Consider the following 26,485-nt stretch of genomic DNA (forward strand, 5'->3'; position numbering starts at 1 on the left):
TTTATATCATTATGAAAGGACTTTATATGAAGAAAAATTTTAAAAACATAATTACTCTATATCTTTTATTTGTAGTAATAATTTTGATTTTCTATTTCTACTCTACTAAGATTGTCTATAATAATTTAAAAGTCATTGATGATTTTAAATCAAGCAAAAAGTCTTTCTCTATTAAAGTGCCAACTAAGATCATTATTAAAAATGAATATTTAGGTAAGGTCACTCTTAATAATAATTTAATTATGAGTGATATTTTGCAATATTTTTCTGCTATAACTAATTCTGATTCTAAACAAAAAAACAAATTAATAAATGATAATGTTGATACATTATCTGGTACTATTTTTTATTCAAATGGATCTACAGAAGACTTTACTGTAGATAATTCTTTAACATTTGAAAATAAAACTTATAGCTCTAGCTCATATTATATTAATACTTTAAGAAATACATTATTTAGCTGCTTTTATACCTACCCAAACATTATATCTATAATTGATCATAATGATTCAAAAATTGTTTATGAAAACTCACATACATTACATGAACTAACTAAAAGCGAGAGTAAAAAACTTATATCTGAACTAAAGAAATTTAAGATTATGGAGGATAATAAAGATTTTTTAAATATAAATCTAAAAGAATCTCCAAAGGAAGTATTTAAAGTATTTATAAACGGAAGTAATAATTCTAGTGCTAATAATACAATCTATATTACTGTATATAATCATTATTTAGTTATTCAATATTTAGGTGATGAAAATGGTAAAAATATTTATGTAAAAGGGGATTTAGATGAAAAATATTTTAAATAAAAAAATCTTTTTAATTGTTATTTCGTTATTTATTTTTATATTATTATTTTTATACTTTTCCCCAAAAAAGAGTACAAAATCATATCCTAACCTTAAAGGTAAACACTTAACTGTTTATATTGCACTCCGTGAAGAAGAAGCAAAATCTCTTCTAGAAAAGTTTAAAAAAGAGACAGGCTGTACATATGAATATATAAAACTTCCTACAGAGGAAGCTGTAAAAAGAATATTATCTGAGAAGAATAGCCCTAATGGGGATATATTTATAGGCGGTACCTGCGATGCTTATGAATTATTAAAGTCAAAGGGCGCATTAGCTAAATATAAATCTCCTAATGCAAGAGGAATATTATCAAAATACAAAGATCCTGAGGGTTATTGGACTGGATTTCAAGTTGATACATTATCTATAGGCATAAATAAAGCCGTTTGGGATAGAGATTTTGCATCTAAAGGTATACCTCTTCCAACTAAGTTTGAAGATTTACTTCAAGATGAATATAAAGGCAAAATAATACTACCTAATCCAGAAACTTCTGGTACAGGATATACACTTCTTGCATCTTTATATCAACAACTAGGTATAGATAATTATAAAAATTTCTTAGAAAAACTTACAAATAATGTTTCATCATATACCGTTAGTGGTTTTAATTCTATTCAAAGAGTATCATCTGGTGAATATGCAGTTACTGTAGATTTTTTAGGTGATCAACTTATTGTTAAAAAATCAGACCCTAATCTTATAAGCATTACACCTAAAAATACTGGCTGGAATGTAGATGCAGTAGCTGAACTTAATAATTATAATAATAAAGAAGTAGCTGAAGCTTTCATAGATTTTATACTTTCGGATGATGTTTCAAGTAACCTTTCACTCTACTCTAATGCAGTACCTACTAAAAAATATAATGATATTACTTCAAATATATATCAAAATTACGACTTTAGAAAAGCTGCTATGGAAAAAGATACTATAATAAATCTTTTCAATAATAGCCTTGAAAAATAAAAAATACATATTATTTTCAAAAATCTCTTAAATGTTACATTTATGAAACATTTAAGAGATTTTATTGTTTATTTCTTATTTTATTATAGTAGTGTAATCAAATACAGAAAACGTAATCAATTTATATTGATACTTTTCTAAGGAGGACTTATAAATGTTTAATTTTTTTAAACCGGCACCAGCTATACCAAGGTTGCCAAAAGAAAGAATACCTTCAGCTTATAAAGCTTATCGTACTCGTATGTTCCTTATGATGTTTGTCGGATATGCAGGTTATTATCTAGTAAGAAAAAACTTTGCAATAGCATCACCATTTTTAATTAATAATTATCATTTTTCTAAAACAGATATAGGATTAATAAGTACTGGACTTGCTGTTGCTTATGGTCTTGGTAAATTTGTTTTAGGTAGTTTAGCAGATAGATCAAATGTTAAGTATTTTCTTGGTTTTGGTCTCTTAGCATCATCAATAGTTAGTATATTCATGGGATTTGCAAGCGGAGTTTGGGCATTCTTAATCCTTATGATTATTAATGGATTATTCCAAGCTATGGGTGCACCTCCATGTTCAATAATAATCGGTAAATGGTTCTCTCAAAATGAGAGAGGTCTTAAAATGGGAATATGGAATACATCTCATAATGTTGGTGGAGGACTTATAGCTCCTTTAGCTACTTTATCACTATTTATATTTGGAGCTAATAACTTTAAAAGCATATTCTTTGTTCCTGCTGCAATTTGTATTATTATTGCTATATTTGTATTCTTTGTTGGAGCTGATACTCCTGAATCAGTAGGATTACCTCCTATTGAAGAATATAGAAATGATTATCCTGAAATTAAAGTAAAAGAACCTATCAATTTAACTACAAAAGAAATAGTAGTTAAATATGTTTTAACAAATAAATATGTTTGGTATTTATGTTTAGCTAATATATTTGTTTATTTAATTAGACAAGGTGTAGTTAACTGGATTCCAATATATCTTCAAGAAGCAAAAAACTTCTCTGTTGCAGATTCTAACTGGGCAATGTTCTTATTTGAATATGCCGCTATCCCAGCATCAATACTACTTGGATGGCTTTCAGATGTATTATTTAAAGGTAAGCGTGCTCCTTTAAGTATATTATGTATGATAGGTGTTATATTTGCAGTAGTAGCTTATTGGACAACTTCTAGTTATATGGTAACAATGATATCTGTAGCTATAATAGGTTGCTTTATCTATGGACCTCAACTTTTAATCGGTATGAGCCTAATAGATATAGTTCCAAACTTTGCAGTTGGTGCAGCAGTTGGTCTATCAGGTCTTTGTGCATACCTTTTAGGAGAACTTATGGCTGACTTAGTTATTGGATTTATAGCAGATACATTCGGATGGAATGGTGCATTTATCTTTATAATAATTGGTGCTGTAATTGCATTAATTCTATTATCATTAACTTTAAATATAAAGAAAACAGCCAATGAAGAAAACTAATTTTAGTTTTAAATATAAATAAATAACTTCTCACTTATTGTATTGAACCAATATAATAAAAATACAAGCCATATTAAATTTAATATGGCTTGTGTTTTTATATAATTTTAATCCTATCTATTTATGTGTTCCGTGAACAACTTCAAATCCTTCTTTTTTTAATATCTTTTCATGTCTATCATAATTATCACAGTTAACATTTATACATCTTGATATATGAATAGTTTTTACATTATTCTTTTTAAGCTGAGCTATCTTATGACTCCAATTCTCATCCTTTGTCATAGTGTCACTACATCCTGAGCAATAGAAGAAGCTACTTAAATCCTCTCTATTATCTCCATATACTTCAAATGCATCTGTGGAGCTGTTGTATGCTTTAAAACATCCAGTTCCTGAACACCTGCTCGTCATTTTTCTGCAAGCCATTACTGCTATAGCCATATTATCATTCCTTTGTTTAATTTATTTTGAAAGTTATATATATAGGGTTACTTTCATTATGTATAACAGCATCTACCTCATATACTTGTTTTATCAAATCCACTGTAAGAATTTCATCAGGTTTACCATTACTTACAATTCGTCCATCATGCATAACATATAGTTTATCACAATAAGCTGTAGCCAAATTCAAATCATGAAGTGCTACAACGACTGTAATTCCTAATGATTTTACAACATTTAATATCTGAAGCTGATACTTTATATCTAAATGATTAGTAGGTTCATCTAATATAAGTAAATCTACCTTTTGTGCTAGTACACGTGCTAAAAGAACCCTTTGTTTTTCTCCTCCTGATAGACTAGAAAAACTTCTCTCATAGTATTCTAACATATTTACCTTCTCTAATGAATCTCTAACAATTTTATAATCATCAGATGAGTCACTTTCTAAGAAGTTTTTGTGCGGCGTTCTTCCCATAAGTACTATGTCTTTAACCTTTATATCAAAGGATATATTATTAAATTGTCCTAATACACCAAGCTCTTTTGCTACATTTTTAGGAGACATCTTAGATAAATCTCTTCCATTAAGATACATAACACCTGATTTTGGTTTATATATTCTATAAATAGTCTTTAAAAGAGTTGATTTTCCGCTTCCATTAGGACCTATAACTCCAACAAATTTCCCTTTTTCTATATCAATAGATACATCTTTCACTATAGATTTTCCATCTAATTCTACATTTAAATTTTCTGTATTTAATTTCATAAGGGTTACCTCTCTCCAAAAGTATAAGTACGTTTTATCATTATATACATAAAGAACGGTGCCCCTATTATAGCTGTTATTATTCCTATTGGCATCTCCATATTCTTTAGTATTATTCTAGCTAGAACATCAGCCCAAGTTAAGAATATTGCTCCAATTAGCATAGATACAGGTAAATTTATCTTATGATCAGTTCCAACTAAGCTTCTTGTAATATGTGGAATTACAAGTCCAATAAAGCCGATAATACCACAACTAGCAACTAAAACTCCTGTAATAATTGAAACTACAACAAGATAAATCTTTCTATACTTATGAAGGTCTATTCCAAGTGTTATAGCAGCTTCATCTCCTAGAAGCATTGTATTCATCACCCTAGATTGAGTTATAAAAAACAATGTACCAAGAGCTACTACTATAAAAGGTACTAAAAGATTTTCCCATTTAGCACTTGTTAAACTTCCCATAGTCCATTCTGTAGCGATACGTACCTCTCCATTATCATTAGTCATATATATCATTAGGCTAGAAAATGCTGTACATATAAGATTAACTACTATTCCAGATAAAATCAGTTTAACTGGAGTAATCCTTCCTCCTATACTTGAAAGCCTAAATACCATAATTGCTGCAATCAAAGCTCCTAAAAATGCAGAAAATGATACTGAAAAATAGTTGCTTGATATAGTTGTTACACTTGAAGCCATAAGCATAGCAAATGTAGCACCAAGAGTTCCCCCTGATGATATTCCAAGTATATATGGATCTGCTAATGGATTCTGAACAGTTCCTTGCATAACAACTCCACATAATGCAAGGCCCATACCAACAATTACACCAAGTAAAACTCTTGGCAATCTTATTTGCCATACAATATCAATAAAAGATGAATCTATGCTACTTTCTAAACCTTGAATACCTAAAATTTTATGCGTGATTATTGTATAAACATCTCCAGCCGGTATTTTAACGGATCCAATAGAAACTGCTAGTATTATAGTTACTAAAAGTATAAAAACTAACCCTATTAATATTAAAAAATTCTTCTTAAACAAATTCACTTTAAACCATCTCTCACTCATTTATTTATAAAGCTCAGGATATAATTCTTTAGAGTATTGCTCTATAGCATCAACTACTCTTACTCCACCTGCCCATGTTTCTGCAAGACCTGTTACAACTATATTATTATCTTTAACTGCAGTTACATTTTTAAGTGCTTTATTATCAGTAAATACCTTTGTAAGTTCTTTACTATTACTATCTTTTCCATCTCCAAAATGGATATATATAATAGCATCTGGATTTGCAGCTACTATTCCTTCTGTACTAATAGTTCCTGACTTATCTTCAATGTTAACTGCCCCTGCTTTTTCTACCATGTCACTAACTAAATCATTTTTTCCATATACTCTAAATTGTCCTTCTTTACTCTCTTCTAATATTAAAACTTTCTTTTTATCCTTTAATTTAGAAGTTTTATCTTCTATAGTTTTTAATCTATCTTTTAAATTCTTTACATATTCATTTGTCTTATCTTGTATATTAAATATTAACCCTATATCATTTATATCTTTATATAAATTATCTACAGTGAAATTCCCAACAGTTTTTACTGTATTTCTTTGAACAAGAGTATTAACACCTCTATCATGCCATTCATTAACATCTCCTAATACTTTAGGTGCAAAGACACTTTTCCATCCAAATATTAAATCTGGCTTAAGTGCTAAAACTTGCTCTTTTGTAGGATATTTATCTGATAAAACCTTTACTTTGCTGTACTGATCTTTCAATCTATCTAATATTGGATTATCAAGATAGCAAGTCCCAACTAACTTATCACCTAACCCTAAATCAAGCATAAGTTCAGTAGCTGTTTGATTTGTAGTTACTACTCTCTCTGGTGCTTTATCAAAAGTTTCTTTTATTTCATTTCCTGCATAATCATATGTTGTTATTGTAACTGGGTAGTGAGAACCTTCATTGCTTTTACTTTCAGAAGTTTTATTATCTTCTTTTGCCTTCTCAGTCTTACCACTTCCTCCACAAGCTACTAATGACATTGTTAAAGCTACAGCCATAAAGACTAACATTAATTTTTTTAATCCCTTATTTTTCATTTACGTTCTTCCTTCCATACCTTAAGTTTTTATATTTATTTAAAATTAAAAAGACTCTTTAACTACTCATAGTTAAAGAGTCATAAGTATACAAATAAAAATACTTAGTATAAAAAATGACCTCTCTCTATCCTCCGTAGAGATGCTTCGAAAGTAGGCAGGTCTTCTGACTTAAGTATCATCATTCTCTAAAAGGCCTTCCCATAATTACATAGTGGCATAATATTTAGAAAACTACTCTATTACAGCGGCGGGACCGTGTGGGAGTTTCACCCATTACTTCCCTTTTAATCAATGTATATATTTTATAAATATATACTTGAACCTATCTTTTATAATTTTAGAATATTCCATGTAGAAACTACTCTAATTTTATATTAATTTGTCAATCTTTTGATTCATGTTAACATATATTAAATCTTAATGTCAATGGACATATTTGCCTCATTTAATATGAATATATTAACCACATTTTATATGTATAAAAATATTTCTATAATTCTTTATTTCTTTTTCCAAACTTTCCATAGAAAAGTAATCCTAAAATATCTGATATATGTCCAAAAATTCCTCCAAGGATTAATGAAATTATAACTACGCTCCAGTTTCCTCCAGTTCCAAAGGTACTACATGCACCTAAGAATGCTCCTGGTATAAATTCTAAAGGTCTTGTCTTTGATTGAATACACATTATAAATGAAAAAAATCCTGTAAGTACATATGACCAAATTGAACCTGAAAGATAACTTGATCCAAGTATTACACACATTGCCCAAATTACTCCTGAAATATTTGCAAAAATAGATTTCTTAAGTCCTACGAATTTTCCACCTGATGCAAAATAACTTGTAAATCCTATAAATCCAACCCATGTTATAAGACCAAAAACATCACTAACAAATGCCCACACACCAGACAATATACCTACGCTTATGGCTACTGCCGTCATCAAATCCATATTATTCCTCCTGTGTTTATAAAAATTATAAATCCAAATTAAATAACTCTATCTTTTAGTTTAATCGTTCACTCGAAATTATATCATATTTTTATAATTTAATTTAAACTTTATAAAAATAACATAAAAAAAATAAGTCCTATATTAACTTCTAGGACTTATTGCATATAATTCAATTAATTCAATTAAAAGCAAGCTGTTTGAATTAAAATATTTTAACCTTCGCCTTTAATTTTATACAAATTAATATATATTATTTTTTCATTTCAATTACTATAAAATGTGAATCTGTTTTTGCATCTATAGATATATCTTCTTCTATAATTTCCATAGCATCTTTTTCATTTATTTCTATACTATTTATTATAGAATCTCCTTCTATTTGCACAAGATATGCTTGTCTTCCTGCTTCAACTTTAAAATCTATTTCCTTTTCTTTTTCTAAAAATAAAGTATAGATATTGACATCTTGGTTTATTTTTATAGGCGCATTACCTTTCATAGATGAAACCATGTGTAGGAATTTATTTCTTCTATCATCAAAATTAAATTCAAAGTCGCCATATTGTGGTTTTAAGCCTTGCTTATCTGGAATTATCCATATTTGAAGAAGCCTTAACATATCATCTGACAAATTATGCTCACTATGATATACCCCTGTTCCAGCACTCATATATTGCATGTTTCCTCTTGATAGAGTTCTCTTATTACCCATGCTATCTCCATGAGTTAATTCTCCTGATACTATATAAGTTACAATCTCCATATTTTCATGTGGATGTGTGCCAAAGCCTGTTCCTGGTTCTATTAAATCATCATTTAACACTCTAAGTGGCCCAAAATGCATATTGTCTATATTAAAATATTCTGCAAATGAAAAGTGAAATGAACTTTTAAGCCATCCTAAATTACTTTTTCCCATATTTTTATTTTCTAAATGTCTAATCATAATAATCTCTCCTTTTATAACTATATTTATCACTAATTAGTGATATATTTATAAAAAAATTTATAGTTTTCTAATCTTACTTAATATTTTAATTAACTGTTCTTTCTCATCTTCATCCAATACACTAAATATATTCTTTATGTTTTCAAAATGCTTTGGAAGAACACTCTCTATTATCTCTTTACCTTTCTCTGTTAAACTTATTAAAACTGCCCTACTATCTTCAGGGTCTTTTAGTTTTTTAATAAAACCTTCCTTTTCTAGATTTTTAATTATAACAGTTATATTACCTGATGTAGTAAGTATACTGTCTATAATTTGGCATATCTTAAGGTCTCCTTTACTATATAGAACCTCTAAAACTGCAAATTGTGATGTAGTTAATCCAGAAGGTCTTATAGTTTCATATGATAATTTATCTACCTTTTGATCAGCCCTACTTAGTGCAATTAAACTTGCTAAACTTAATCTTGTTTCTTTATCTGTTACAAATTTATTATCCATGATTTAAATTTATCACTAGTTAGTGATATTGTCAAATATAATTTTAAAAGAAGGTATTAATACAATCTATTAATACCTTCTCTTTATTATAATAATTTTTTATTTTCCCATAAATTCAGCGTATTGAGGTGTTGGCATTCCAAAACCTCCTGCAATCTCCATAAGATCTCCTGTTATAAATGATGAATCATCACTAGCAAAGAATACCACTGCCTTTGCTATATCATCTGGTTTACCGACTCTATTAAGTGGTACATGTCTTACAAATGAAGTTCTAAATTCCTCAGTCATATTTTCTAAAGCAGCTTTAGTTCCAATAAGTCCTGGCAATATAGCATTACATCTTACATTTTGCTTAGCATATTGTGTTGCTATATTTTGTGTTAATGAGTTTATAGCAGCTTTTGATACACAATAAGCCATTCTAGATAAATCTGGAACTACAGAACCTATTGATGATATATTAATTATACTTCCTCCACCATTTTTAATCATATGTGGAACGGCTGCTTTACATGGTAAATATACACTTTGTATATTATCTTGTAATATTTTAAAGAATTCATCTGTATCTCCATCTACAAGATTTTTATCAAACTTAACATTAGTGCTACCATAATTATTTACTAATATATCTAATCTTCCTTCATTGTTTATAACTGTATCTATCATCGTAGTATAAGTATCTACTTCTCTTGCATTAAAATGTACAAACTTTGCTTTATAACCTCTCTTAGTTATATTTGCAATAACTTCATTTGCAAGTTCCTCTGATCTAGCTGCAATATATACTAATGCTCCTTCTTCTGCTAAAGCAGCAGCAGATGCTAAGCCTATCCCCTTTGTTGATGATGTAACTAATGCAACCTTATTTTCTAATTTTCCCATAACTCAATACCTCCATGTACTATCTATACTATGCTCAATAAAAATAACATTTAATATATCATGATTATATTCACTAAGCATACTATTTATTTCTAATTATATCCTCAATTTAGCACTCTATATCTATATAATCAATGCTATTACTATTAAATATCTATTACATATTAGAAAACTTTCTTAATATATAAAAAGGGCATTTCTGCCCTCTTTAAATTATATTCTAAGCTATTCTATTAATTACTTTTATTGTCTATATTCTGCACCTGCATCAACCTTTGTTACTTGGACTGCAACCATTTCTTCAGTAGTTCCATTTATTATTTCATGCCATTCACCTGTTTTTACAAAAACAATTGAACCTGGATCTACATTATGTGATTTATCCCCAACTAACATTTTTCCTTCACCCTTTAAAAATACAAAGATTTGCTCACCTTTAGGATGTCTATGAGATCTTAATATTTGATTAGGTTTAAAGTAGTATACCTCTGATGTTATATCCTCCCCTGTAAAAACTGGTATCTTAGGTACAACATCTCCACCAAATTGCTCTAAAGTACCATCTAATAAGTGTTTTTTTATAACTTCCATAGTATAAAATCTCCTTCTAAATATAATATTTTACTAATTTATATATACCTAGTTTTTCTCTTAAGTCAGTTATATTATTCATATATTTATAGTTAAAATTTATATTTTACAGGAGCTAATTAGCTTATACCTATACTTTGAAACAATTAATTTCTACTTTATCATTTTTCTAATTTAAAAATATATAATTTTTATTTATTTTCATAATATTTTATTAATGCTTGTGTTCCTAAATCCCCCATGCCTTCATCTTGAAGCTTTTCATACATTTTTAATACATCATCTAGAATATCTAACTCTAAGTTAACATCTTTTGCTTCATCATCTGCAATTTTCATATCCTTTATATAATGTTTTATAAAGAATCCTGGATCAAAATCTCCTTTAAGCATTCTTGGTGCCATGTTACTCATTTGCCAGCTTCCAGCAGCACCTTTACTAATACTATCTAGCATTTTTTCTACATCAAGTCCAACCTTTTTAGAATATGTTATAGCTTCGCATACTCCAGCTATAGCACCACCTAATGCTATTTGATTTGCCATTTTGGTATGTTGTCCACTTCCAGCTCCACCTTCATATATTATGTTAGTTCCAATACTTTTAAAAATCTCTAAACATTCTTCAAAAGCATCCCTGTCTCCACCAACCATAATTGATAATGTAGCATTTTTAGCTCCAACATCCCCACCTGAAACTGGTGCATCTAAAGCGAAAATATTTCTTTTCTTTGCTTCATCATAAATCCTAATAGATAACTTTGGACTTGTTGTTGTCATATCTATTAAATATGCTCCTTCTTTTGCATTTTCTATTATTCCATCTTCACCAAAGTAAACTTCCTCTACATCCTTTGGATATCCGACAATAGTTATTACTATATCCTTATCTTTAGCACAACTTTTAACATCATTACACCAGGTTATACCTTCTTCTATTAAATCTAATACTTTACTTTTTGTGCGTGTATAAATTGATACATCAAATCCATTCTTAACTAGATTTCTTACCATAGATTTTCCCATTACACCTACACCAATGAATCCTATCTTTTTCATTTATATCCCTCCCCAAAATAAAATATCGTACTAATTACTTCTTATTATATCATTATAAAAATATATAATTTGGCATATAAAAAATAGATTCAAGATTTCCCTAAAATTATCTTGAATCTATTTATATAAACTGGTGTAGTTTAAACTAGTTCTTCTCTATCTTTCTTCTCATTATGAAAAAATATTCCTATAGTTAAAATTAATCCTCCCCATAATACTGTTGAGCCTAATGCAAATAATACTAAAGCCGCTGTTGTCATAAATATATTCCCCCTTTTGCTAAGTTAAAACTTATATTATTCTGATATATAATCTTCAATTTGCTTATCCTTCCAAGGTTTCTTTGAAAGTATTAATGCAGTAATTATTCCAAAAGCTATTACACTCCATCCATACAATAAAAGTTCTGATAAATTATATCCTCCATAAGGTGTTTTGATTTCTGTAAGAACGCTTTGAACTAGCATAAATATTAAGATAGATGGTGTAACATACTTAACTACTATATCCCACCACTTTCCTATGCTAAAATAAGAAACTCCATTAGTATGAACACGAATCTTCTCTGGAGTGATTATCCATCCAATTAAAATAACCTCTAATAATCCAACTACAACTATTCCATAGTTATTTATAAAGTTGTCTATTATATCTAATAAGTATAAACCTGCTCCTGTTGCAAAAAGCGTGCTAATTAAGAATCCTATTACACATATTGTTGTAACAACTTTATTTCTACTCCATCCAAATTTATCTTGGAAAGGTGCAGCTACTGCCTGTGTCAATGATACTGATGATGTTATTCCAGCAAATATCAAGCATAAGAAAAATAAAGTTCCAAGTAGTGTACCTATTGATCCCATAGTTGTGAATACTTGTGGAAATACTACAAACGCAAGTCCTACTCCACTTGATACAACTTCTGCTACTGGGACCCCTTGAGCTGTTGCCATATATCCTAAAATAGCAAATACTGCTATTGCAGATAAAAATTCAAATCCACAATTTGCAAATGCAGTCATAAAAGCGCTATTATTTATATCTGCCTTTTTTGGTAGATAACTTGAATAAGTTATCATTATTCCCATAGCCAAGCTTAGAGAAAAGAACACTTGTCCATAAGCCGCAATCCATACCTTTGGTTCCATAACCATTGACCAATCTGGAGTAAATAATGTGTTAAGCCCTTTCATTGCACCTTCTAAATTTACAGATCTAACTGCAATTATTATCATGATTATAACTAACGTAGGTAAAAGTACCTTATTGGCTTTCTCTATTCCCCCTTTAATTCCCTTATAACAAATGAACCAATTTACTATCCATACAAAAGCTATTCCAAGTAATATATACCATACAATTCCCCCAAGTTCTAAAGGCGAATTACTTAAGTTTAGGAAATTATTATGGAAAAATGTATTTGTATCACTTCCCCAACCTTTAGTAAAACTAAGACCTAAGTAATTAGTTGACCAGCTAAGTATCATTGAATAATAAATTAATATTATAAATGCACTTATAGTTGGCCACCATCCAAGCCATTCCCAACTTTTCTTTCCTCTTGCAATAGCTAGAGGAGTTGACCCTTTATATTTATGCCCCATTCCATATTCTAAAATCAAAAGCGGAATTCCTGCTGTAAATATAGCAATGAAGTATGGAATTAAAAAAGCACCTCCTCCATTTGCATATGCAACATAGGGAAACCTCCATATGTTCCCAAGCCCCACCGCTGACCCCACAGCTGCAAGTATAAATCCAATTTTAGATCCCCATTCCTCTCTCTTATCCTCCATTTTAATTCCCCCTTTTTATGTTTTGTAATTAATACATATAAATTCCTTATATGTATATTATTATAAATTATTAATCAAATCAACATTTTATTATTAATTTATATATTTTTTAGATATTTTATTGATATTGTATGATCTATTATATGATTTTGTTATCATTTTATTATTAGATCATAAATTATTTTTTGAATATATGATAATTATCTCATATTAAATTGTAATTATTTTGCATTTTTTATACTTCTTATTAAGCTAAATTCACCTCACACCCTAAAAAACATTGACTTTAAGATAATGTTATATTAAAATTTATCTGATATTGATTATCAATTTAAAAAGAAAAGAGGTCTCATATGTATTTAATTTATTCATTAATAGTAGTAACACTCTTGTCGCTACTTTTTACAAAAACAATTAGAAATCATTCTAAGATTTTTTATTCAATCGCCTCCATAATAGCTATTGCCACAACTATTTATGAAATTTTAAGATTAACTTCCAATTTAAAATTACAGGGAACTATAGCTATTTTAGAAAAGACTTCTATGAAGGGAAATATAGCAATTGCATTTTTTGTATTAGTAATGTTTGCAGGTGCATTAAATTCAAGATGGTCTATAACTAAGAAATTATTAAGCATAAGAGCTGAATTAGCTATACTTGGATCTATCCTTATACTTCCACATTGTGTAATGTATTTTGTTAGATTTCTAGTTAAGTTATTTACTAATCAACCTATAAAACCGCTATATTTAATTTACTTAATTGTGGGACTTATAGCTTTCATTATAATGATTCCACTATTCATAACTTCACTTAAAAAAATTAGAAGTAAAATGAAGTATCAGGATTGGAAGAAGCTTCAAAGATTTGCTTATCCATTTTATCTTTTAGCTTATGTACATATATTACTTGCATTATTAAATAGCAAGGAAGTAGATTTATTAAAATTAATAACATATACAGTTTTATTTGGTGTTTATTTTATTTTAAAGTTAGTAAAAACATTTAGTAAAAAGAAATAGTTCTAATAAAAATAACCTATCTAAACAGACTAATTGTCTATTTAACTAGGTTATTTTTAATGAATATATTCTTAACTAACTTTACTAAACTTTCTATATCTTATTATTGCTACAATTGTCGCAACACTACATATTATCCCTGCAACTATGAATACCCAATCCATTCCATATATAAACACATCATTTCTTCCTGGTATATAGTTATCCACTTGATATCCTATCTTATAACTCATTCTATCATATAAAAGTGTTGTAGCTAATGTGTAGCCAAACACCATACCTAAATTTCTAAGTAATGAATTTACGCTTCCAGCTATTCCAAGTTCATCTTTTTTAATCTCGGCCATTACTAAAGAGTTATTTGGAGATTTAAATATTCCATTTCCTACTCCCATAACTACACTATATATTCCTAAAAGCCATATGCTTGTTCCTTCTTTAACTGTACCCATTAAGAATAGTCCTAAAGTTAAAAGTATAATACCAATTAGTGAGATAAGCTCTGCATTTAACTTATCTGAAAGTGAGCCACTAAATGGTGATACAATAGCTAATGCTATAGGATATATCATAAGAAACATACCAGTTTCAAATGGCGACATCTTAAGGACATCCTGCAAGTAAAATGGTAATAATATTGATACACAACTTATTCCTATAAATGATATACATCCACAAAGCACACTTAAAGAAAATAATTTTGTCTTAAATAATTTTAGATTTAAAACTGGTGATTTAACTGTCATTTGTAGATATATAAATATTGAAAATGAAATTATAGCGATTAAAAACCCAAGTAATATGGGTGCACTTGTATATCCTTTAAATTCGCCCTCTGTTACTGATAATACTATTGATACTATAAATATAGCAAATACTAAAGTTCCTCTAATATCAATTTTTTCTTTTGTATCATTTTGCACTTCATTTAATACAAATCTTGATGCTATAAAGTTTATTATACCTATCGGTATATTTATATAAAATATACAATCCCATCTAAATGAAACTATTATTCCTCCAAGAGCTGGTCCTATCATTGTACCTAAAGCTACTGCGCTTGCCGCTATTCCCATAGCTCTTCCTCTTCCTTCTTTTACAAAGGTACTTGTTATTATTCCCATACTATTTGCCATAGTGCAAGCTGCACCTGTACCTTGAATTACTCTTGCAACTATAAGTAATGGTAAAGTTTTTGATATACCTCCCATTAGTGAACCAATAGTAAATATTAAAATACCTATTTTAAAAACACTGCATTTACCCTTTATATCTCCAAGTCTACCACATAATAATATAAGTACTGATATTGTCATAAGATAACTTGTAACAATCCATTGAACTCCTGCCATACTTACATTTAAATCATGAGATATCATTGGTAATGCAACATTTACAATACTTCCATCTATACACGTCATAAAAGTCATAGTTACTACACAAATTAATATTTTCCACTTTTTAGGCGAGCTGATTTCTTCATTAGCTTTATTCATTTTAATACCCTCCTATAATATAAATATAGGTTTATTATAAGAGAACTTTATTAACTTTTTACTCCGCTAGTATGTATATTGTTTAAATATCTCTATGTGGCTATTTAATTTACAATTAGTCCATTAATTATAATGCTACTACTAAAAACAAATAAGATAAGCTACACATAAATGTAGCTTATCTTATTTATTTTTTCTATATATCATGCCTCTATGACCGACCTCACTTATTGGCCCATAACTATCTTCATCAATAGTAGTTAAGGCTTTAGTTAATTCTTCAACATGTTCCTTCTCATCTTTAATAATTTGATTTATTATGCAAACTACAGATTGATCTTTTATACTTTTTAAAAACGCTTCATAAAGTATTACGGCTTCTAACTCTCCTTTTATTAAAACCCTTATAGCTTCAAGTAAATCTCCCTTTTCATTTTTAATAGATTCCTTATATTTTTGTTTTGAACATATATTAACCTCTGAATAGATTCTTTTCTTTATCTCGCCTTCTTCTTTATCTACCTTTCTAAGAGCTTCTAAAAACATCCCATAATGTACTTTTTCTCTCTTCATTATTTGATAAAAAATATCCTTTACTTCTTTATTATCAGTTAATGATATAAAATGACTATAATCATCTATTGCTACTATCTCTGCTATCATTCCTTCTCTTAAAAAGGTTTCTATATTTCTTTCCATACCTTGTGGTTGTCTCTCTGTAGTATAACTCATAAATATCTCCTTTAATAAATTTGTACAATATTTAATTTATTTATATTTTAATAATTTTGTTCCACAATATCCCCTTTAATTACACAGTAAATGCAAAAAGAGAACTCTGATTAATTAGAGTTCTCTTTTATATTTATTTCATTAACTTGCATATAGCATTTGTAAAATCTACTGGATCTTTTATATCAATTCCCTCTATAAGTAATGCTTGATTATATAATAGATCTGTATATAGTTTAAATTTATCTTTATCATGTTCATATGCATCTTTTAGTGCTTTAAACACATCATGATTTATATTTATTTCTAATACCTTATCTGCCTTTACACCTGGATTATTAGGCATAGCATTTAGAATTTTTTCCATCTCAAGTGTTATCTCTCCCATAGTTGATAAACATACTGGATGATTCTTTAATATCTTTGATTCTTTTACGCTTGTAACTTTATCCTTTAATAAGTCCTTCATAGCTTCAAAGATCTCTTTATTTTCTTTTTCATCTGCTTCTGATACTTCTTTATTATCTTCTGATTCTATTCCTAAGTCTCCGCCAGATACTGATCTAAATTCTTTATCTTTATACTTAATAAGCATCTTTATAGCAAACTCATCTACATCTTCAGTAAAGTATAATACTTCATATCCTTTATCTAATAACGCTTCTGTTTGTGGAAGTTTTTCAATTCTTTCATTTGATTCTCCAGTTGCATAGTAGATATATTTTTGATCTTCTTTCATTCTATCTACATATTCATCTAGTGTAACTAATTTCTTTTCTTTTGATGAGTAGAACATTAATAAATCTTGTAACACTTCTTTATTTGCTCCAAAGTCATCATATACACCATATTTTAATTGCCTTCCAAATGATTTATAGAATTTTTCATACTTTTCTCTTTCATTCTTAAGCATGTTCTTTAATTCATTTTTTATCTTATTTTTAATATTTTTTGCAATAAGTCTTAATTGTCTATCATGTTGTAACATTTCTCTTGATATATTAAGAGATAAATCTGGTGAGTCCACTACCCCTTTAACAAAACCAAAGTAATCAGGTAATAAATCTCCACACTTATTCATTATTAGAACACCATTTGAGTATAATTCTAATCCTTTTTCATATTCTTTTGTGTAGAAATCATATGGAGTATTTTCTGGTATAAATAATATTGCATTATAGCTTATCATACCATCAACACTTATATGAATATGTTTTAAAGGTTTATCAAATCCATAATGTTTTTCTAAATAGAAATTATCATAATCTTCATCAGTAAGTTCTTTCTTATTCTTTTTCCATATAGGAACCATACTGTTTACTACTTTAAGTTCTTTAACTTCTTCGTATTCATCTTCACTACCTTCTTTAAGTTTTTTAGTAGTTACATCCATCTTTATTGGGTATCTTATAAAGTCTGAATACTTCTTGATCATTGCTTGTAATTTATATTCATTTAAGTATTGATCATAATCTTCATCTTCTGAATTTTCTTTTATCTTAAGAATAACTTCTGTACCTACACTATCTTTACTGCAAGGTTCAATTGTATATCCATCTTCACCTTCTGATTCCCACTTGTAAGCTTCATTACTTCCAAAAGCCTTACTTATAACAGTAACTTTATCAGCTACTAGGAATGCTGAATAGAATCCAACACCAAATTGTCCTATTATATTATGTTCATCATTAACTTCATTTTCTTTCTTAAACTTTAGTGATCCACTTTGAGCTATAACACCAAGGTTATCTTCAAGATCTTCTTTTGTCATTCCAATACCAGTATCACTAATTGTTAGTGTTCTGTTTTCTTTATCAGGAGTTATCTTAATGTAGTAGTCATCTTTATTAAATTTTATGGAATCATCTACCAATGCTTTATAGTAAATTTTATCAATGGCATCACTTGCATTAGATATAAGCTCCCTTAAAAATATCTCTCTATTTGTATAGATTGAGTTAATCATAAGGTCTAATAATCTTTTAGATTCTGCTTTAAATTGTTTCTTTTCCATCTTAAATTCTCCCTTCATAATAAAAACATTTATTTTATTACGTATTGTAATAATTTATTTAAACCTTATGATTAGCACTCTAACCACGAGAGTGCTAACCATACTTTTTATATAACATATTTTCAATTTTATGTCAATAAAAGTGTACTTATATAAAAGAATAGATCTAATCTCTCATTCAAGTAATTATCAAATTTTCTAAATAGTAGTTATATAATAATTGTTATATAATGTTATTAACTAAATATAAAATTTAAAGGGGATAAATAATGCAAAAGAAAAAATTGATAGGAATAATTTTAGGAATATGTGCAATAGTCGTAATTGGAGGATTTTCATTTAATTATTATAGGAAGGAAACTAAATTTTCTAATTATATAAGCACTGCAAATAAACTTATAGCTGACGGGAACTATTCTGAAGCTACCTCAATGATAAATGAGGCTAAAGAAATAAAAGATTCTACAGAAGTAAAAGAAGCTGAAAATTTACTAACTTTAAATGAAGAACAATCAAAAATATATGATGAAGGCTTAGATCTAGCTAAACAAGAAAAATATACAGAAGCAATAAATGTTCTAGAAAAAATTGATAGTAATGCTACTCAAATAAAAGATGAGGCTAATAAAGAAATAGCCTCACTGAAAAATAAACTTATATCAACATATGTTGATAATTCAACTGAGTTTATAAATAAATATGACTTTACAAATGCTAATAAGGAGATAGATAAAATTGCATCTATAAATAGCAATAATAGCAATATACAAAAACTAAAAGATTTAATAGATTCAAAAAAGAAAGAGCTTGTATCTACTTATACAACAAAAGCAACTGATGCAATTAAGAATAATAATTTTAAAGATGCTAATAAATCAATCAACACACTTCAATCTATAGGCGCTAGTGATGATGCTATTAAAAGTTTAAAATCTAAATTAACTGATAAAGAAAAAACTCAAAAGTATTATAACTGTAAATATAGAGGTATATCAGATACTCAAAAACAAAGTACTATGTACTTTGCAGCAGCTCCTAGTAAACCATGTATAACTAGATATTATAACCCTGATTTAATGACAGAAAAAACATTTATAGATTTCTACCATGCTAATATTGAGCCTAAATTATATGAAGGTTATTCTTATGTTTTACGTAGTACAAAGGATAATAATTATGGACTTTTATTTGTATGTGAACCTAATGAAAATTATGAGTTCAATATGGGTAAAATAGGCCCAGATGGATTATTAGATATATATAGTGACTCAGCTGCATACTGTGGAATACACGGTGATAAAGTTGTATACTATAGCTTACAAACTCAACAACCTATAGCACCTTTAATATTAAGATAATTATATTAATATATAAAATTAACATTAAAGCGAGTCAAAACTGACTCGCTTTTTATTGAAATATTCTAATTAACCTCTCTTTTTTAATATACCAAGTCCAGCTAGAATTAATCCTACTGCACCTGCCATAAATCCTAAATTCTCTCTACCCGTGTCAGGTATTGGCTTATTATTGTTTGCACCGTCCGACCCTGAATTGTTACCATTATTATTTGTGTCATCTGGTTTTGTATTATTGTTTGATCCTTCTCCTTTATCTGGATCACTCGCATTATCTTTATCATTTTTAAGAACTAATTTATCAATTGATTCCTGTAAGCCCTTAACTGCCTTATCTATCTGTTCTTGTGTCACATCTTCATTATTTAACACCTTTTCTGCCTCTTTTAATGAATCTTTAACTAACTTAGCCGTTTTGCTTGTATATTTTGATAAATCTAACTTTTTGGCACTACTAATTAAATCTTTTAATTTACTCTTATCGACTTCCTTTGGAGATTCAACAGCACCCTCTTTAGTTATAATTTCATATATCTTAGGTGCTGGTTTTGATGAATCAAATTCAAGTTTAACTTCTAATATTGTCTTTTTAATATCAAATGTTTTAAACTCTTCATCAAGTTTTCCAACATCAAGCCACTTACCATCAAGTCCTTTAATACTAACTTTAGCATCACTTATATTCTTTTCATCTTGAAGGAACATTAATTCTTGAACATCAGTAACTCTACTCATCTTATAAACAATATTATCCCCAGACTTTACTGATTCTGGAGCATATGCTGTTGATAAATCTCCGTCATAAAGATTCTCAAAATTCCCTTTAGGATTTCCTGTAACTAACTCAACATAATCATCTGATTCGCTTGGCACTGTTTTATTTATCTCTATCTCATATAGCTGAACCCAGTAACTTGAATTTCCTTCTGTGTTTGAGCCATTTGCCTTTATTCTAATATATCTTGCCATCTGACCTTCAGCATTAACAGCTGCGACCATCTTACCATTCTCTTCAACATACTTTAATTCACCTAATGAAGTCCAATTGTCACCATCTACTGAAATTTCATATTCAGAATTTCTCATACGATCTGATACAGCAAAGTATGACTTAACATCATAAAGAGGTATTACTGATCCTAAATCTACTTTAATGTAATGACCTTCAGCTGATGGTTTATTACTCCAATATTTAGTTTCCATATCTCCATCGATAGCATTCTCAATTTTATTATCACCATAAATACCTATGTTTTCAGAAATAGCTAATTTAGTTTTATATATTGGTGTCGTTTCTAGTTTATTGATCTTAGGTGATATACTTCCACTTGATATATTCACAACTCTTACAAAAGTAGCAGGTACATCTGTGTTTGATGTTAATACTCCATCAACCATTTCAGTTTCTGCCTTTGTCCACTCAATTCCATTTAGTGAATATTGAAGCTCTATATCATCATAATTATCAGCTTTTAATTCTATTTTATCTAACATCACAGCCTTTGGCATTGCAAATCCTATATAATCATTGTTGTTCATATTTATATTTGATATATCATTTATGCTATATTTACCTGAAGTAGTCTTTACATCTACCTTAGGCATATCTTTAACATTACCAATTACTTTTGGTGACTTATCTCCATTTAATTTCTCTGACATTATACTCTCACCTTTTGTTATAGTTTCAGATACTAGTGGTTTAAGGAGCTTTGTTCCAACATCAACTACATAAGTCTTAGGCCCTTCTGCCTCAATTCTATCTACAGTAAAGTCATTCATTGCATTTAACTTTTGATTTGCTATTTTCGTATTAGTAATCCACTCTTTAATTGCACCTTCTTCTGCTGCAATTATAGCTTTCATAGATGCTATTCCAGCTTCACTTAATGATTCATATGCACCTAAAAATGGTGTGATTTCCTTAAGTAAATTCTTATTTTTTAGTTTTGATTTTAGAGTTTTTGCATCAGATTTTAAAGTATTGAATTCATTTAATAATACAGTCGCTGCCTTCTTTATTGATTCACCTTTTTGTATTGCATTCTTAAATGAATCAATTTTCTCTTTTAAATAAACTGACTCATCAAATATAAATGGACCACTAGCTCCCCCATCATCGCTTAAGTATGAAATATTTGATGCAAATCTTTTAAATTCTTCTGATGCTTCTGGAACAAGTTCCTCAATAGCCCTTTCCCAACTTTTTTGATATTTAAATTCATTTGTATTCCATGTATAATCCGCAATGCTATATAAGGCAACCTTTGAAGCTTCTGCTTGATTCATAGGATTTGAGAAGAATCCTGTAACATTATCTAAATCTGGGTTTAAATTAGGCATTGGTGCCATTAAGAGTTTAGAATCGCAATAATCATTTACTGGATAATTCCACCAAACAGATACATCTTTATCTACACCTGTTGCAGTTTTTGGCCATTCAAAGACTTCTTTAGATACATTTGACATAGTAGCATGTCCAGTCCACATCACTTCAATATCCTTATCTAAAGTCTCCATAAATGGTTTAAAATATCTATCTATATTAGGTCCCCAAGCTGAATTATATCTTGCTGAAATAACTATCATAGGTGCAACATCACCTTTAGCTTTAACAAATTCTTTATTTATTCTATTTATCCATTCTGCTTGAAGCTTTCCCCTACTCCAATCATCAGTATCATCAAATAGTACACCAAACTGACGAACTCCTAAGCTATAAAGCTGCTCAAATTTATTTATTATAGCGTTATAATCTTCATCTGTAAATTGAAGTGTTGCTCCAGGGTGGATTGTCCAACAAAAGTTTAAATTATTATCAGTTCCTGCCTTTGCAAGCTCTGCAATTTCTTTTGCTTTATCTGCTGGATATAATTCTTTCCACTCCGCTCTATGATAAATATCATCTTTTGGCGCATAAATATAGGTATTCATTTTGTACTCACTAGTATCTTTCATTAAGCTTTTTCTGTCTTCATGACTCCAAGGAGTACCATAAAATCCTTCAATAAATCCCCTATGTTTTATCTCTGGACTATCTGATATAACAACTTCAGCTATTTTATTTGAGCCAGTAGATTGATCTAATATTTGATCTAACGTTAATACCCCATAATAAACTCCATCTTTATCCGTTCCTGTAATCTTTATAAGTCCATTTTTATTTACATCATCACTTGCACTAAGTATATATCCCTCTTCTTTCTTAAGTGTTCCTAGATTATCTGTCATTCCTTCAGTACAATCATTACAATGTTCTTTATCAGAAGATAAAATTATATTTGCCTTATTATTATCTACATTTTCCCCTACTTCATATGGAATCTTATGTTTATCTAGACTATTCTTAAGCCTTGGTAAAGTTGCTTTTTCCTGTTCTCCATGTACAACAATATTTATTTTCCCTTTAATTTTAAATCCATCTTGTGATGTATACTCTGTCTTTTGCGGTAATGGATATATATCAAGTTTATTATTAACTATATCCACCTTTTCTTTAGTTGCCGTCATTCCATAAGCTAATGGTGTTGCAAATGTAGTTATTCCAAGTGATAAGAAGCATGTAGTTGCTACCCCTATCTTTAAAGCCTTTTTCTTCTTATTTCTAAGCATATTATTTCTCCTTAAATTTATTATTTTATAAAACTATAAAGTTAATCATCATAATTTATTTATACATTATTTTCCATTTATTTCATATGGAATATTTTTACTTTCGTCCTATTTTCTAAAAAATATTATTAATTTAAACTTAGGATTATATATGCTCTTAGATAAAAAAATAAGACTATATTATCAATAATATAGTCTTAACCTTTAATATTTATTTAGTTTCTCTAATTACTTATCAAATAAGCCTCCACCATTGCCAGTTTTAACACCTTTAGAGGCTACATTTCCTATACTCTTTTTTGCTTTCATACTATTTTTAGTACTAGAACTTTTCTTCTTCTTTTCTTCTATAAGCTTTTTCATCATTTCAATATTCTTATTCATACTATCTATCCTCTTTTATAAATACCTACTACTAGTGAGTATTGCTTGCTCCAGCACTTTGCTTTCCGTATCTATCTGGTATTTTCTTTCCTGATTTTTTTGTTGTCTTTGCTTTCTTTTCTTCTAAAAGCTTTTTCATCATCTCTACGTTTTTATTCATTATAAAATCCTTCTTTCAATGTAGTCTTCTACATCATCTTATTTTACTTGCCCTTTATTTTAAATAAATAATGTCACACATTATATTTACTTAAATCAACGAAAATCAATTCATATAAACACTTTTACTATGTTTAATGATATCTAAATATACTAATTATAATCATATTACTATAAATGAGTATCAATGTATAGTTTAACCTAAATTAAGAATTACATATATAGCTAGGTATTCTTACATCTAAATATTATATATATTATTATTAAATACTAATGTACCATCATTTATTATTACTGGTTTCGTATAGAAAAATGATGATGTAATCATATTTTTATTTTCTTCTCCATTTCCACTTATAGTCCATGTACCACCTTCACAAGCACTAAGTATAATTCCTTTAGAATTATTTATCTTTATATCTCCATCATAAAATTGACATCCTACAAACATATATCCAACATCAACATTATTACATACAAGAGATTCATCTAAATTATGATTAAATTGACATGAAACAGCACTACCATGTGAGTTATTTGGATAAGCAGAGCCCCCAACTACATACATACCTGATCTATTTCTATTAAAAGAACAGTTAGAAAACATATTATTTCCTCCAGCATTTATGCAACCTATATTATTCTTCGCTGACGTTATATTTGTAAACTGAACATATTCAGCTCTCTTATCTAATGTTATTCCATAACTATTCTTTTCAAATCTACAATCTCTAACATGAAGATTTTTATAATACTGTGATATATTATTATATCCTATTTCAGTACAGTACAATCCACTTTTATCAAAACCCTCAACTAAAATATTATCTAATAATACTCTTTTACATTGCTTAACATATATCCCTATATATTCTCCTCTATTTGGACAGTACTCTTCTGTATTAAATCCCTTTACTCTTATATTGCTTATAATAGCATTCACCCCATCTCCTATAAATAAACAATGCTTATTTATAATATCTTCATTTAATGCTATAGTTGAATCTACAGTACCTACTATATGGGTATTATTCCTTATAATCAGCCTTTCAGTTAAAAACTCTCCCTTAGGTATAAATACTATTTCACCATTCTCTGCACATTCATCAATTATTGACTGTAATTTAGTGTTTAGTGTCACTCCATCTCCTATACATCCTCTTTCTGTTATGTCTACAAAACCCTTTTTTAAATTTTTCATCTTCATTACCTCTTTCTCATAAATCTTCTAAGAGACATAGCTCTCATCTTTTATATATGCATGAAGATAAATTTACTAAAAATAAAAATAGAATTATCAATTTAACTTTTATAATATATTTAAATACTATTTTTATAAAATTGTTATGTACTCTAAATTAAATTCATATAATAAAAATCTCTTCAAAATTTATCATTTGAAGAGATTTTTTAATAACTTATTTTGCTAACAAGACTGGTAATAATAAAATCCAATCATTTAATACATGTACAAAGAAAGAAATCCATAAATTTTTTGTCTTTATATAAGGATATGTAAGTACAAGTCTAACAACACTTATTCCTAAAATAGCCTGAATAATATTCCAATTATATGTTGGTAAATGAATAGCTCCAAAAATTAAAGCTGTTATTATCCATGCTAAAATTATTCCTTTCTTCCTAGAAAGTTTAAATGTTTTAGTTGCTAATTGTAAAACTACTAAAAATGGAATAATAGTAATTAATTCTTCCCCAAAGAGCATCGGTATTGTCTTAGCAAAGAATACTACATTTTCAAATTGTGTATTTCCTTTAATTATATCTACTGCTGGATTTAAACCTACACTAGTTATTTTAGTCATTAAAATTGCAACTAACATTGTAACAAAATAATTTACTATAAGAACTATAACTATTAGTTTTATATCTTTAAGTTTAATTTTCCTAAAAAGCTTAGTCCAACTAGATTTAGTAAAAATAATAAATATCCCAAGTGGAATAATAATATTTATAAATGGTGATATAAAACTCGGAATTAATTCTCCCATATAATCAAAAATTATAATACTGAGAATAGGTATAATAAGAAGAAAAAGACTTTGTATAGCTGTTAAATAAAATGGCTTTCCATTGTAAAAAGGAAAATCATCATTTTTATTTTCGAATTTGAAAAATTCAGTATTTCTCATATTCTATTATCCCCCCTTGTTAAAAATTTAATTTTTATAAATTTAATCAAAATTATATATACTAATATTATCTAAATCAATTAACTTTATGAATTCTTAATTCTTTTTGAGTTTTATTATTGTTTTCTTAATAAATTCATGTGATTATTTGGAATATAATTA

At 28.3% G+C, this 26,485-nt stretch carries 25 protein-coding genes and 1 riboswitch; of the genes, 5 read left to right on the top strand and 20 right to left on the bottom strand.

Translation table 11 applies throughout. The features are described from left to right. The first annotated feature begins 26 nt into the window (after positions 1–26). The 3 genes from ACQPUW_RS13440 (at position 27) to ACQPUW_RS13450 (ending at position 3,307) form a co-directional block, all read left to right on the top strand. Positions 27–815 (top strand): DUF3919 family protein, encoded by a 789-nt coding sequence (locus tag ACQPUW_RS13440; RefSeq protein WP_430838009.1) that lies wholly within the window; start codon positions 27–29, stop codon positions 813–815. Further along, positions 796–1,827 (top strand): ABC transporter substrate-binding protein, encoded by a 1,032-nt coding sequence (locus tag ACQPUW_RS13445; RefSeq protein ID WP_430838010.1) that lies wholly within the window; start codon positions 796–798, stop codon positions 1,825–1,827. The genes ACQPUW_RS13440 and ACQPUW_RS13445 overlap by 20 nt, the downstream gene beginning before the upstream one ends. Before the next feature lie 154 nt (positions 1,828–1,981). Continuing rightward, positions 1,982–3,307, top strand: coding sequence for an MFS transporter (locus tag ACQPUW_RS13450; protein WP_430838011.1), 1,326 nt, complete (start codon positions 1,982–1,984; stop codon positions 3,305–3,307). A gap of 117 nt (positions 3,308–3,424) precedes the next feature. Here the strand turns inward: ACQPUW_RS13450 and ACQPUW_RS13455 are convergent, their stop codons facing one another. The 12 genes from ACQPUW_RS13455 to ACQPUW_RS13510 all read right to left on the bottom strand — a co-directional run bounded on the left by ACQPUW_RS13455 (position 3,425) and on the right by ACQPUW_RS13510 (position 13,393). Further along, on the bottom strand, positions 3,425–3,751 hold the full coding sequence (locus ACQPUW_RS13455) for a CGGC domain-containing protein (protein WP_430838012.1): 327 nt from the start codon (positions 3,749–3,751) through the stop codon (positions 3,425–3,427). A 16-nt stretch (positions 3,752–3,767) separates the two neighbouring features. Beyond that, positions 3,768–4,526 (bottom strand): ABC transporter ATP-binding protein, encoded by a 759-nt coding sequence (locus ACQPUW_RS13460; protein WP_430838013.1) that lies wholly within the window; start codon positions 4,524–4,526, stop codon positions 3,768–3,770. Between the two features lie 5 nt (positions 4,527–4,531). After that, positions 4,532–5,608: a FecCD family ABC transporter permease gene (locus ACQPUW_RS13465; RefSeq protein WP_430838014.1), complete on the bottom strand. Its 1,077-nt coding sequence runs from the start codon at positions 5,606–5,608 to the stop codon at positions 4,532–4,534. Beyond that, positions 5,609–6,649: an ABC transporter substrate-binding protein gene (locus ACQPUW_RS13470; protein ID WP_430838015.1), complete on the bottom strand. Its 1,041-nt coding sequence runs from the start codon at positions 6,647–6,649 to the stop codon at positions 5,609–5,611. A gap of 139 nt (positions 6,650–6,788) precedes the next feature. Continuing rightward, positions 6,789–6,993: riboswitch (cobalamin riboswitch) on the bottom strand. Positions 6,994–7,142: 149 nt separating this feature from the next. After that, positions 7,143–7,607 (bottom strand): DUF1097 domain-containing protein, encoded by a 465-nt coding sequence (locus ACQPUW_RS13475; RefSeq protein ID WP_430838016.1) that lies wholly within the window; start codon positions 7,605–7,607, stop codon positions 7,143–7,145. A 253-nt stretch (positions 7,608–7,860) separates the two neighbouring features. After that, the gene (locus ACQPUW_RS13480; RefSeq protein ID WP_430838017.1) at positions 7,861–8,556 is read right to left on the bottom strand and encodes a pirin family protein; all 696 of its coding nucleotides are present in this window, start codon (positions 8,554–8,556) and stop codon (positions 7,861–7,863) included. 60 nt (positions 8,557–8,616) lie between these two features. Beyond that, positions 8,617–9,060, bottom strand: coding sequence for a MarR family winged helix-turn-helix transcriptional regulator (locus ACQPUW_RS13485; RefSeq protein ID WP_430838018.1), 444 nt, complete (start codon positions 9,058–9,060; stop codon positions 8,617–8,619). Positions 9,061–9,159: 99 nt separating this feature from the next. Continuing rightward, complete coding sequence (gene hdhA, locus ACQPUW_RS13490) at positions 9,160–9,948, bottom strand: 7alpha-hydroxysteroid dehydrogenase (RefSeq protein ID WP_430838019.1); 789 nt, start codon at positions 9,946–9,948, stop codon at positions 9,160–9,162. Positions 9,949–10,191: 243 nt separating this feature from the next. Continuing rightward, entirely contained in the window at positions 10,192–10,539 is a 348-nt protein-coding gene (locus ACQPUW_RS13495) for a cupin domain-containing protein (protein WP_430838020.1), read from the bottom strand. A 191-nt stretch (positions 10,540–10,730) separates the two neighbouring features. Then, positions 10,731–11,597 carry an NAD(P)-dependent oxidoreductase gene (locus tag ACQPUW_RS13500; protein WP_430838021.1) on the bottom strand — a complete coding sequence of 289 codons (867 nt, stop codon included), beginning with the start codon at positions 11,595–11,597 and terminating at the stop codon, positions 10,731–10,733. 140 nt (positions 11,598–11,737) lie between these two features. Continuing rightward, positions 11,738–11,857 (bottom strand): MetS family NSS transporter small subunit, encoded by a 120-nt coding sequence (locus tag ACQPUW_RS13505; protein WP_204593997.1) that lies wholly within the window; start codon positions 11,855–11,857, stop codon positions 11,738–11,740. Between the two features lie 36 nt (positions 11,858–11,893). After that, entirely contained in the window at positions 11,894–13,393 is a 1,500-nt protein-coding gene (locus tag ACQPUW_RS13510) for a sodium-dependent transporter (RefSeq protein WP_430838022.1), read from the bottom strand. A gap of 353 nt (positions 13,394–13,746) precedes the next feature. Between ACQPUW_RS13510 and ACQPUW_RS13515 the strand changes: the two genes are divergently transcribed. Continuing rightward, positions 13,747–14,418: a ferric reductase-like transmembrane domain-containing protein gene (locus tag ACQPUW_RS13515; RefSeq protein WP_430838023.1), complete on the top strand. Its 672-nt coding sequence runs from the start codon at positions 13,747–13,749 to the stop codon at positions 14,416–14,418. A 71-nt stretch (positions 14,419–14,489) separates the two neighbouring features. Here ACQPUW_RS13515 and ACQPUW_RS13520 read toward each other — a convergent pair whose 3' ends face one another. The 3 genes from ACQPUW_RS13520 to htpG all read right to left on the bottom strand — a co-directional run bounded on the left by ACQPUW_RS13520 (position 14,490) and on the right by htpG (position 18,660). Continuing rightward, entirely contained in the window at positions 14,490–15,914 is a 1,425-nt protein-coding gene (locus tag ACQPUW_RS13520; protein ID WP_430838024.1) for an MFS transporter, read from the bottom strand. 183 nt (positions 15,915–16,097) lie between these two features. Continuing rightward, positions 16,098–16,646 carry a ferritin family protein gene (locus ACQPUW_RS13525; protein WP_430838025.1) on the bottom strand — a complete coding sequence of 183 codons (549 nt, stop codon included), beginning with the start codon at positions 16,644–16,646 and terminating at the stop codon, positions 16,098–16,100. Between the two features lie 133 nt (positions 16,647–16,779). Beyond that, on the bottom strand, positions 16,780–18,660 hold the full coding sequence (gene htpG, locus ACQPUW_RS13530) for a molecular chaperone HtpG (protein WP_430838026.1): 1,881 nt from the start codon (positions 18,658–18,660) through the stop codon (positions 16,780–16,782). A gap of 269 nt (positions 18,661–18,929) precedes the next feature. On the opposite strand from htpG, the gene ACQPUW_RS13535 reads away from it, so the two are divergent. After that, entirely contained in the window at positions 18,930–20,018 is a 1,089-nt protein-coding gene (locus tag ACQPUW_RS13535) for a hypothetical protein (protein ID WP_430838027.1), read from the top strand. Between the two features lie 69 nt (positions 20,019–20,087). Here the strand turns inward: ACQPUW_RS13535 and ACQPUW_RS13540 are convergent, their stop codons facing one another. The 5 genes from ACQPUW_RS13540 to ACQPUW_RS13560 form a co-directional block, all read right to left on the bottom strand. Next, the gene (locus ACQPUW_RS13540; RefSeq protein ID WP_430838028.1) at positions 20,088–23,630 is read right to left on the bottom strand and encodes a beta-N-acetylglucosaminidase domain-containing protein; all 3,543 of its coding nucleotides are present in this window, start codon (positions 23,628–23,630) and stop codon (positions 20,088–20,090) included. A 228-nt stretch (positions 23,631–23,858) separates the two neighbouring features. After that, complete coding sequence (locus ACQPUW_RS13545) at positions 23,859–24,014, bottom strand: hypothetical protein (protein WP_430838029.1); 156 nt, start codon at positions 24,012–24,014, stop codon at positions 23,859–23,861. A gap of 31 nt (positions 24,015–24,045) precedes the next feature. Beyond that, complete coding sequence (locus ACQPUW_RS13550) at positions 24,046–24,174, bottom strand: hypothetical protein (protein ID WP_430838030.1); 129 nt, start codon at positions 24,172–24,174, stop codon at positions 24,046–24,048. A gap of 240 nt (positions 24,175–24,414) precedes the next feature. Continuing rightward, a complete protein-coding gene (locus ACQPUW_RS13555) occupies positions 24,415–25,374 on the bottom strand; it encodes a hypothetical protein (protein WP_430838031.1) in 960 nt (319 codons plus the stop codon). Between the two features lie 217 nt (positions 25,375–25,591). Further along, complete coding sequence (locus ACQPUW_RS13560) at positions 25,592–26,323, bottom strand: CPBP family intramembrane glutamic endopeptidase (protein ID WP_430838032.1); 732 nt, start codon at positions 26,321–26,323, stop codon at positions 25,592–25,594. Between the last annotated feature and the right edge of the window lie 162 nt (positions 26,324–26,485).

Source organism: Clostridium sardiniense (assembly GCF_050584765.1).
GTDB classification, from domain to species: domain Bacteria; phylum Bacillota; class Clostridia; order Clostridiales; family Clostridiaceae; genus Clostridium; species Clostridium sardiniense_A.

Bases quoted from the DNA above. Each gene is read 5' to 3' on its own strand.
- ACQPUW_RS13535 (WP_430838027.1), top strand. From the start codon at position 18,930: ATGCAAAAGAAAAAATTGATAGGAATAATTTTAGGAATATGTGCAATA.
- ACQPUW_RS13480 (WP_430838017.1), bottom strand. From the start codon at position 8,556: ATGATTAGACATTTAGAAAATAAAAATATGGGAAAAAGTAATTTAGGA.
- ACQPUW_RS13485 (WP_430838018.1), bottom strand. From the start codon at position 9,060: ATGGATAATAAATTTGTAACAGATAAAGAAACAAGATTAAGTTTAGCA.
- ACQPUW_RS13445 (WP_430838010.1), top strand. From the start codon at position 796: ATGAAAAATATTTTAAATAAAAAAATCTTTTTAATTGTTATTTCGTTA.
- hdhA (WP_430838019.1), bottom strand. From the start codon at position 9,948: ATGGGAAAATTAGAAAATAAGGTTGCATTAGTTACATCATCAACAAAG.
- ACQPUW_RS13525 (WP_430838025.1), bottom strand. From the start codon at position 16,646: ATGAGTTATACTACAGAGAGACAACCACAAGGTATGGAAAGAAATATA.
- ACQPUW_RS13470 (WP_430838015.1), bottom strand. From the start codon at position 6,649: ATGAAAAATAAGGGATTAAAAAAATTAATGTTAGTCTTTATGGCTGTA.
- ACQPUW_RS13545 (WP_430838029.1), bottom strand. From the start codon at position 24,014: ATGAATAAGAATATTGAAATGATGAAAAAGCTTATAGAAGAAAAGAAG.
- ACQPUW_RS13440 (WP_430838009.1), top strand. From the start codon at position 27: ATGAAGAAAAATTTTAAAAACATAATTACTCTATATCTTTTATTTGTA.
- ACQPUW_RS13505 (WP_204593997.1), bottom strand. From the start codon at position 11,857: ATGACAACAGCGGCTTTAGTATTATTTGCATTAGGCTCAACAGTATTA.
- ACQPUW_RS13520 (WP_430838024.1), bottom strand. From the start codon at position 15,914: ATGAATAAAGCTAATGAAGAAATCAGCTCGCCTAAAAAGTGGAAAATA.
- htpG (WP_430838026.1), bottom strand. From the start codon at position 18,660: ATGGAAAAGAAACAATTTAAAGCAGAATCTAAAAGATTATTAGACCTT.
- ACQPUW_RS13495 (WP_430838020.1), bottom strand. From the start codon at position 10,539: ATGGAAGTTATAAAAAAACACTTATTAGATGGTACTTTAGAGCAATTT.
- ACQPUW_RS13540 (WP_430838028.1), bottom strand. From the start codon at position 23,630: ATGCTTAGAAATAAGAAGAAAAAGGCTTTAAAGATAGGGGTAGCAACT.
- ACQPUW_RS13555 (WP_430838031.1), bottom strand. From the start codon at position 25,374: ATGAAAAATTTAAAAAAGGGTTTTGTAGACATAACAGAAAGAGGATGT.
- ACQPUW_RS13455 (WP_430838012.1), bottom strand. From the start codon at position 3,751: ATGGCTATAGCAGTAATGGCTTGCAGAAAAATGACGAGCAGGTGTTCA.
- ACQPUW_RS13500 (WP_430838021.1), bottom strand. From the start codon at position 11,597: ATGAAAAAGATAGGATTCATTGGTGTAGGTGTAATGGGAAAATCTATG.
- ACQPUW_RS13475 (WP_430838016.1), bottom strand. From the start codon at position 7,607: ATGGATTTGATGACGGCAGTAGCCATAAGCGTAGGTATATTGTCTGGT.
- ACQPUW_RS13560 (WP_430838032.1), bottom strand. From the start codon at position 26,323: ATGAGAAATACTGAATTTTTCAAATTCGAAAATAAAAATGATGATTTT.
- ACQPUW_RS13515 (WP_430838023.1), top strand. From the start codon at position 13,747: ATGTATTTAATTTATTCATTAATAGTAGTAACACTCTTGTCGCTACTT.
- ACQPUW_RS13460 (WP_430838013.1), bottom strand. From the start codon at position 4,526: ATGAAATTAAATACAGAAAATTTAAATGTAGAATTAGATGGAAAATCT.
- ACQPUW_RS13465 (WP_430838014.1), bottom strand. From the start codon at position 5,608: ATGAGTGAGAGATGGTTTAAAGTGAATTTGTTTAAGAAGAATTTTTTA.
- ACQPUW_RS13510 (WP_430838022.1), bottom strand. From the start codon at position 13,393: ATGGAGGATAAGAGAGAGGAATGGGGATCTAAAATTGGATTTATACTT.
- ACQPUW_RS13550 (WP_430838030.1), bottom strand. From the start codon at position 24,174: ATGAATAAAAACGTAGAGATGATGAAAAAGCTTTTAGAAGAAAAGAAA.
- ACQPUW_RS13450 (WP_430838011.1), top strand. From the start codon at position 1,982: ATGTTTAATTTTTTTAAACCGGCACCAGCTATACCAAGGTTGCCAAAA.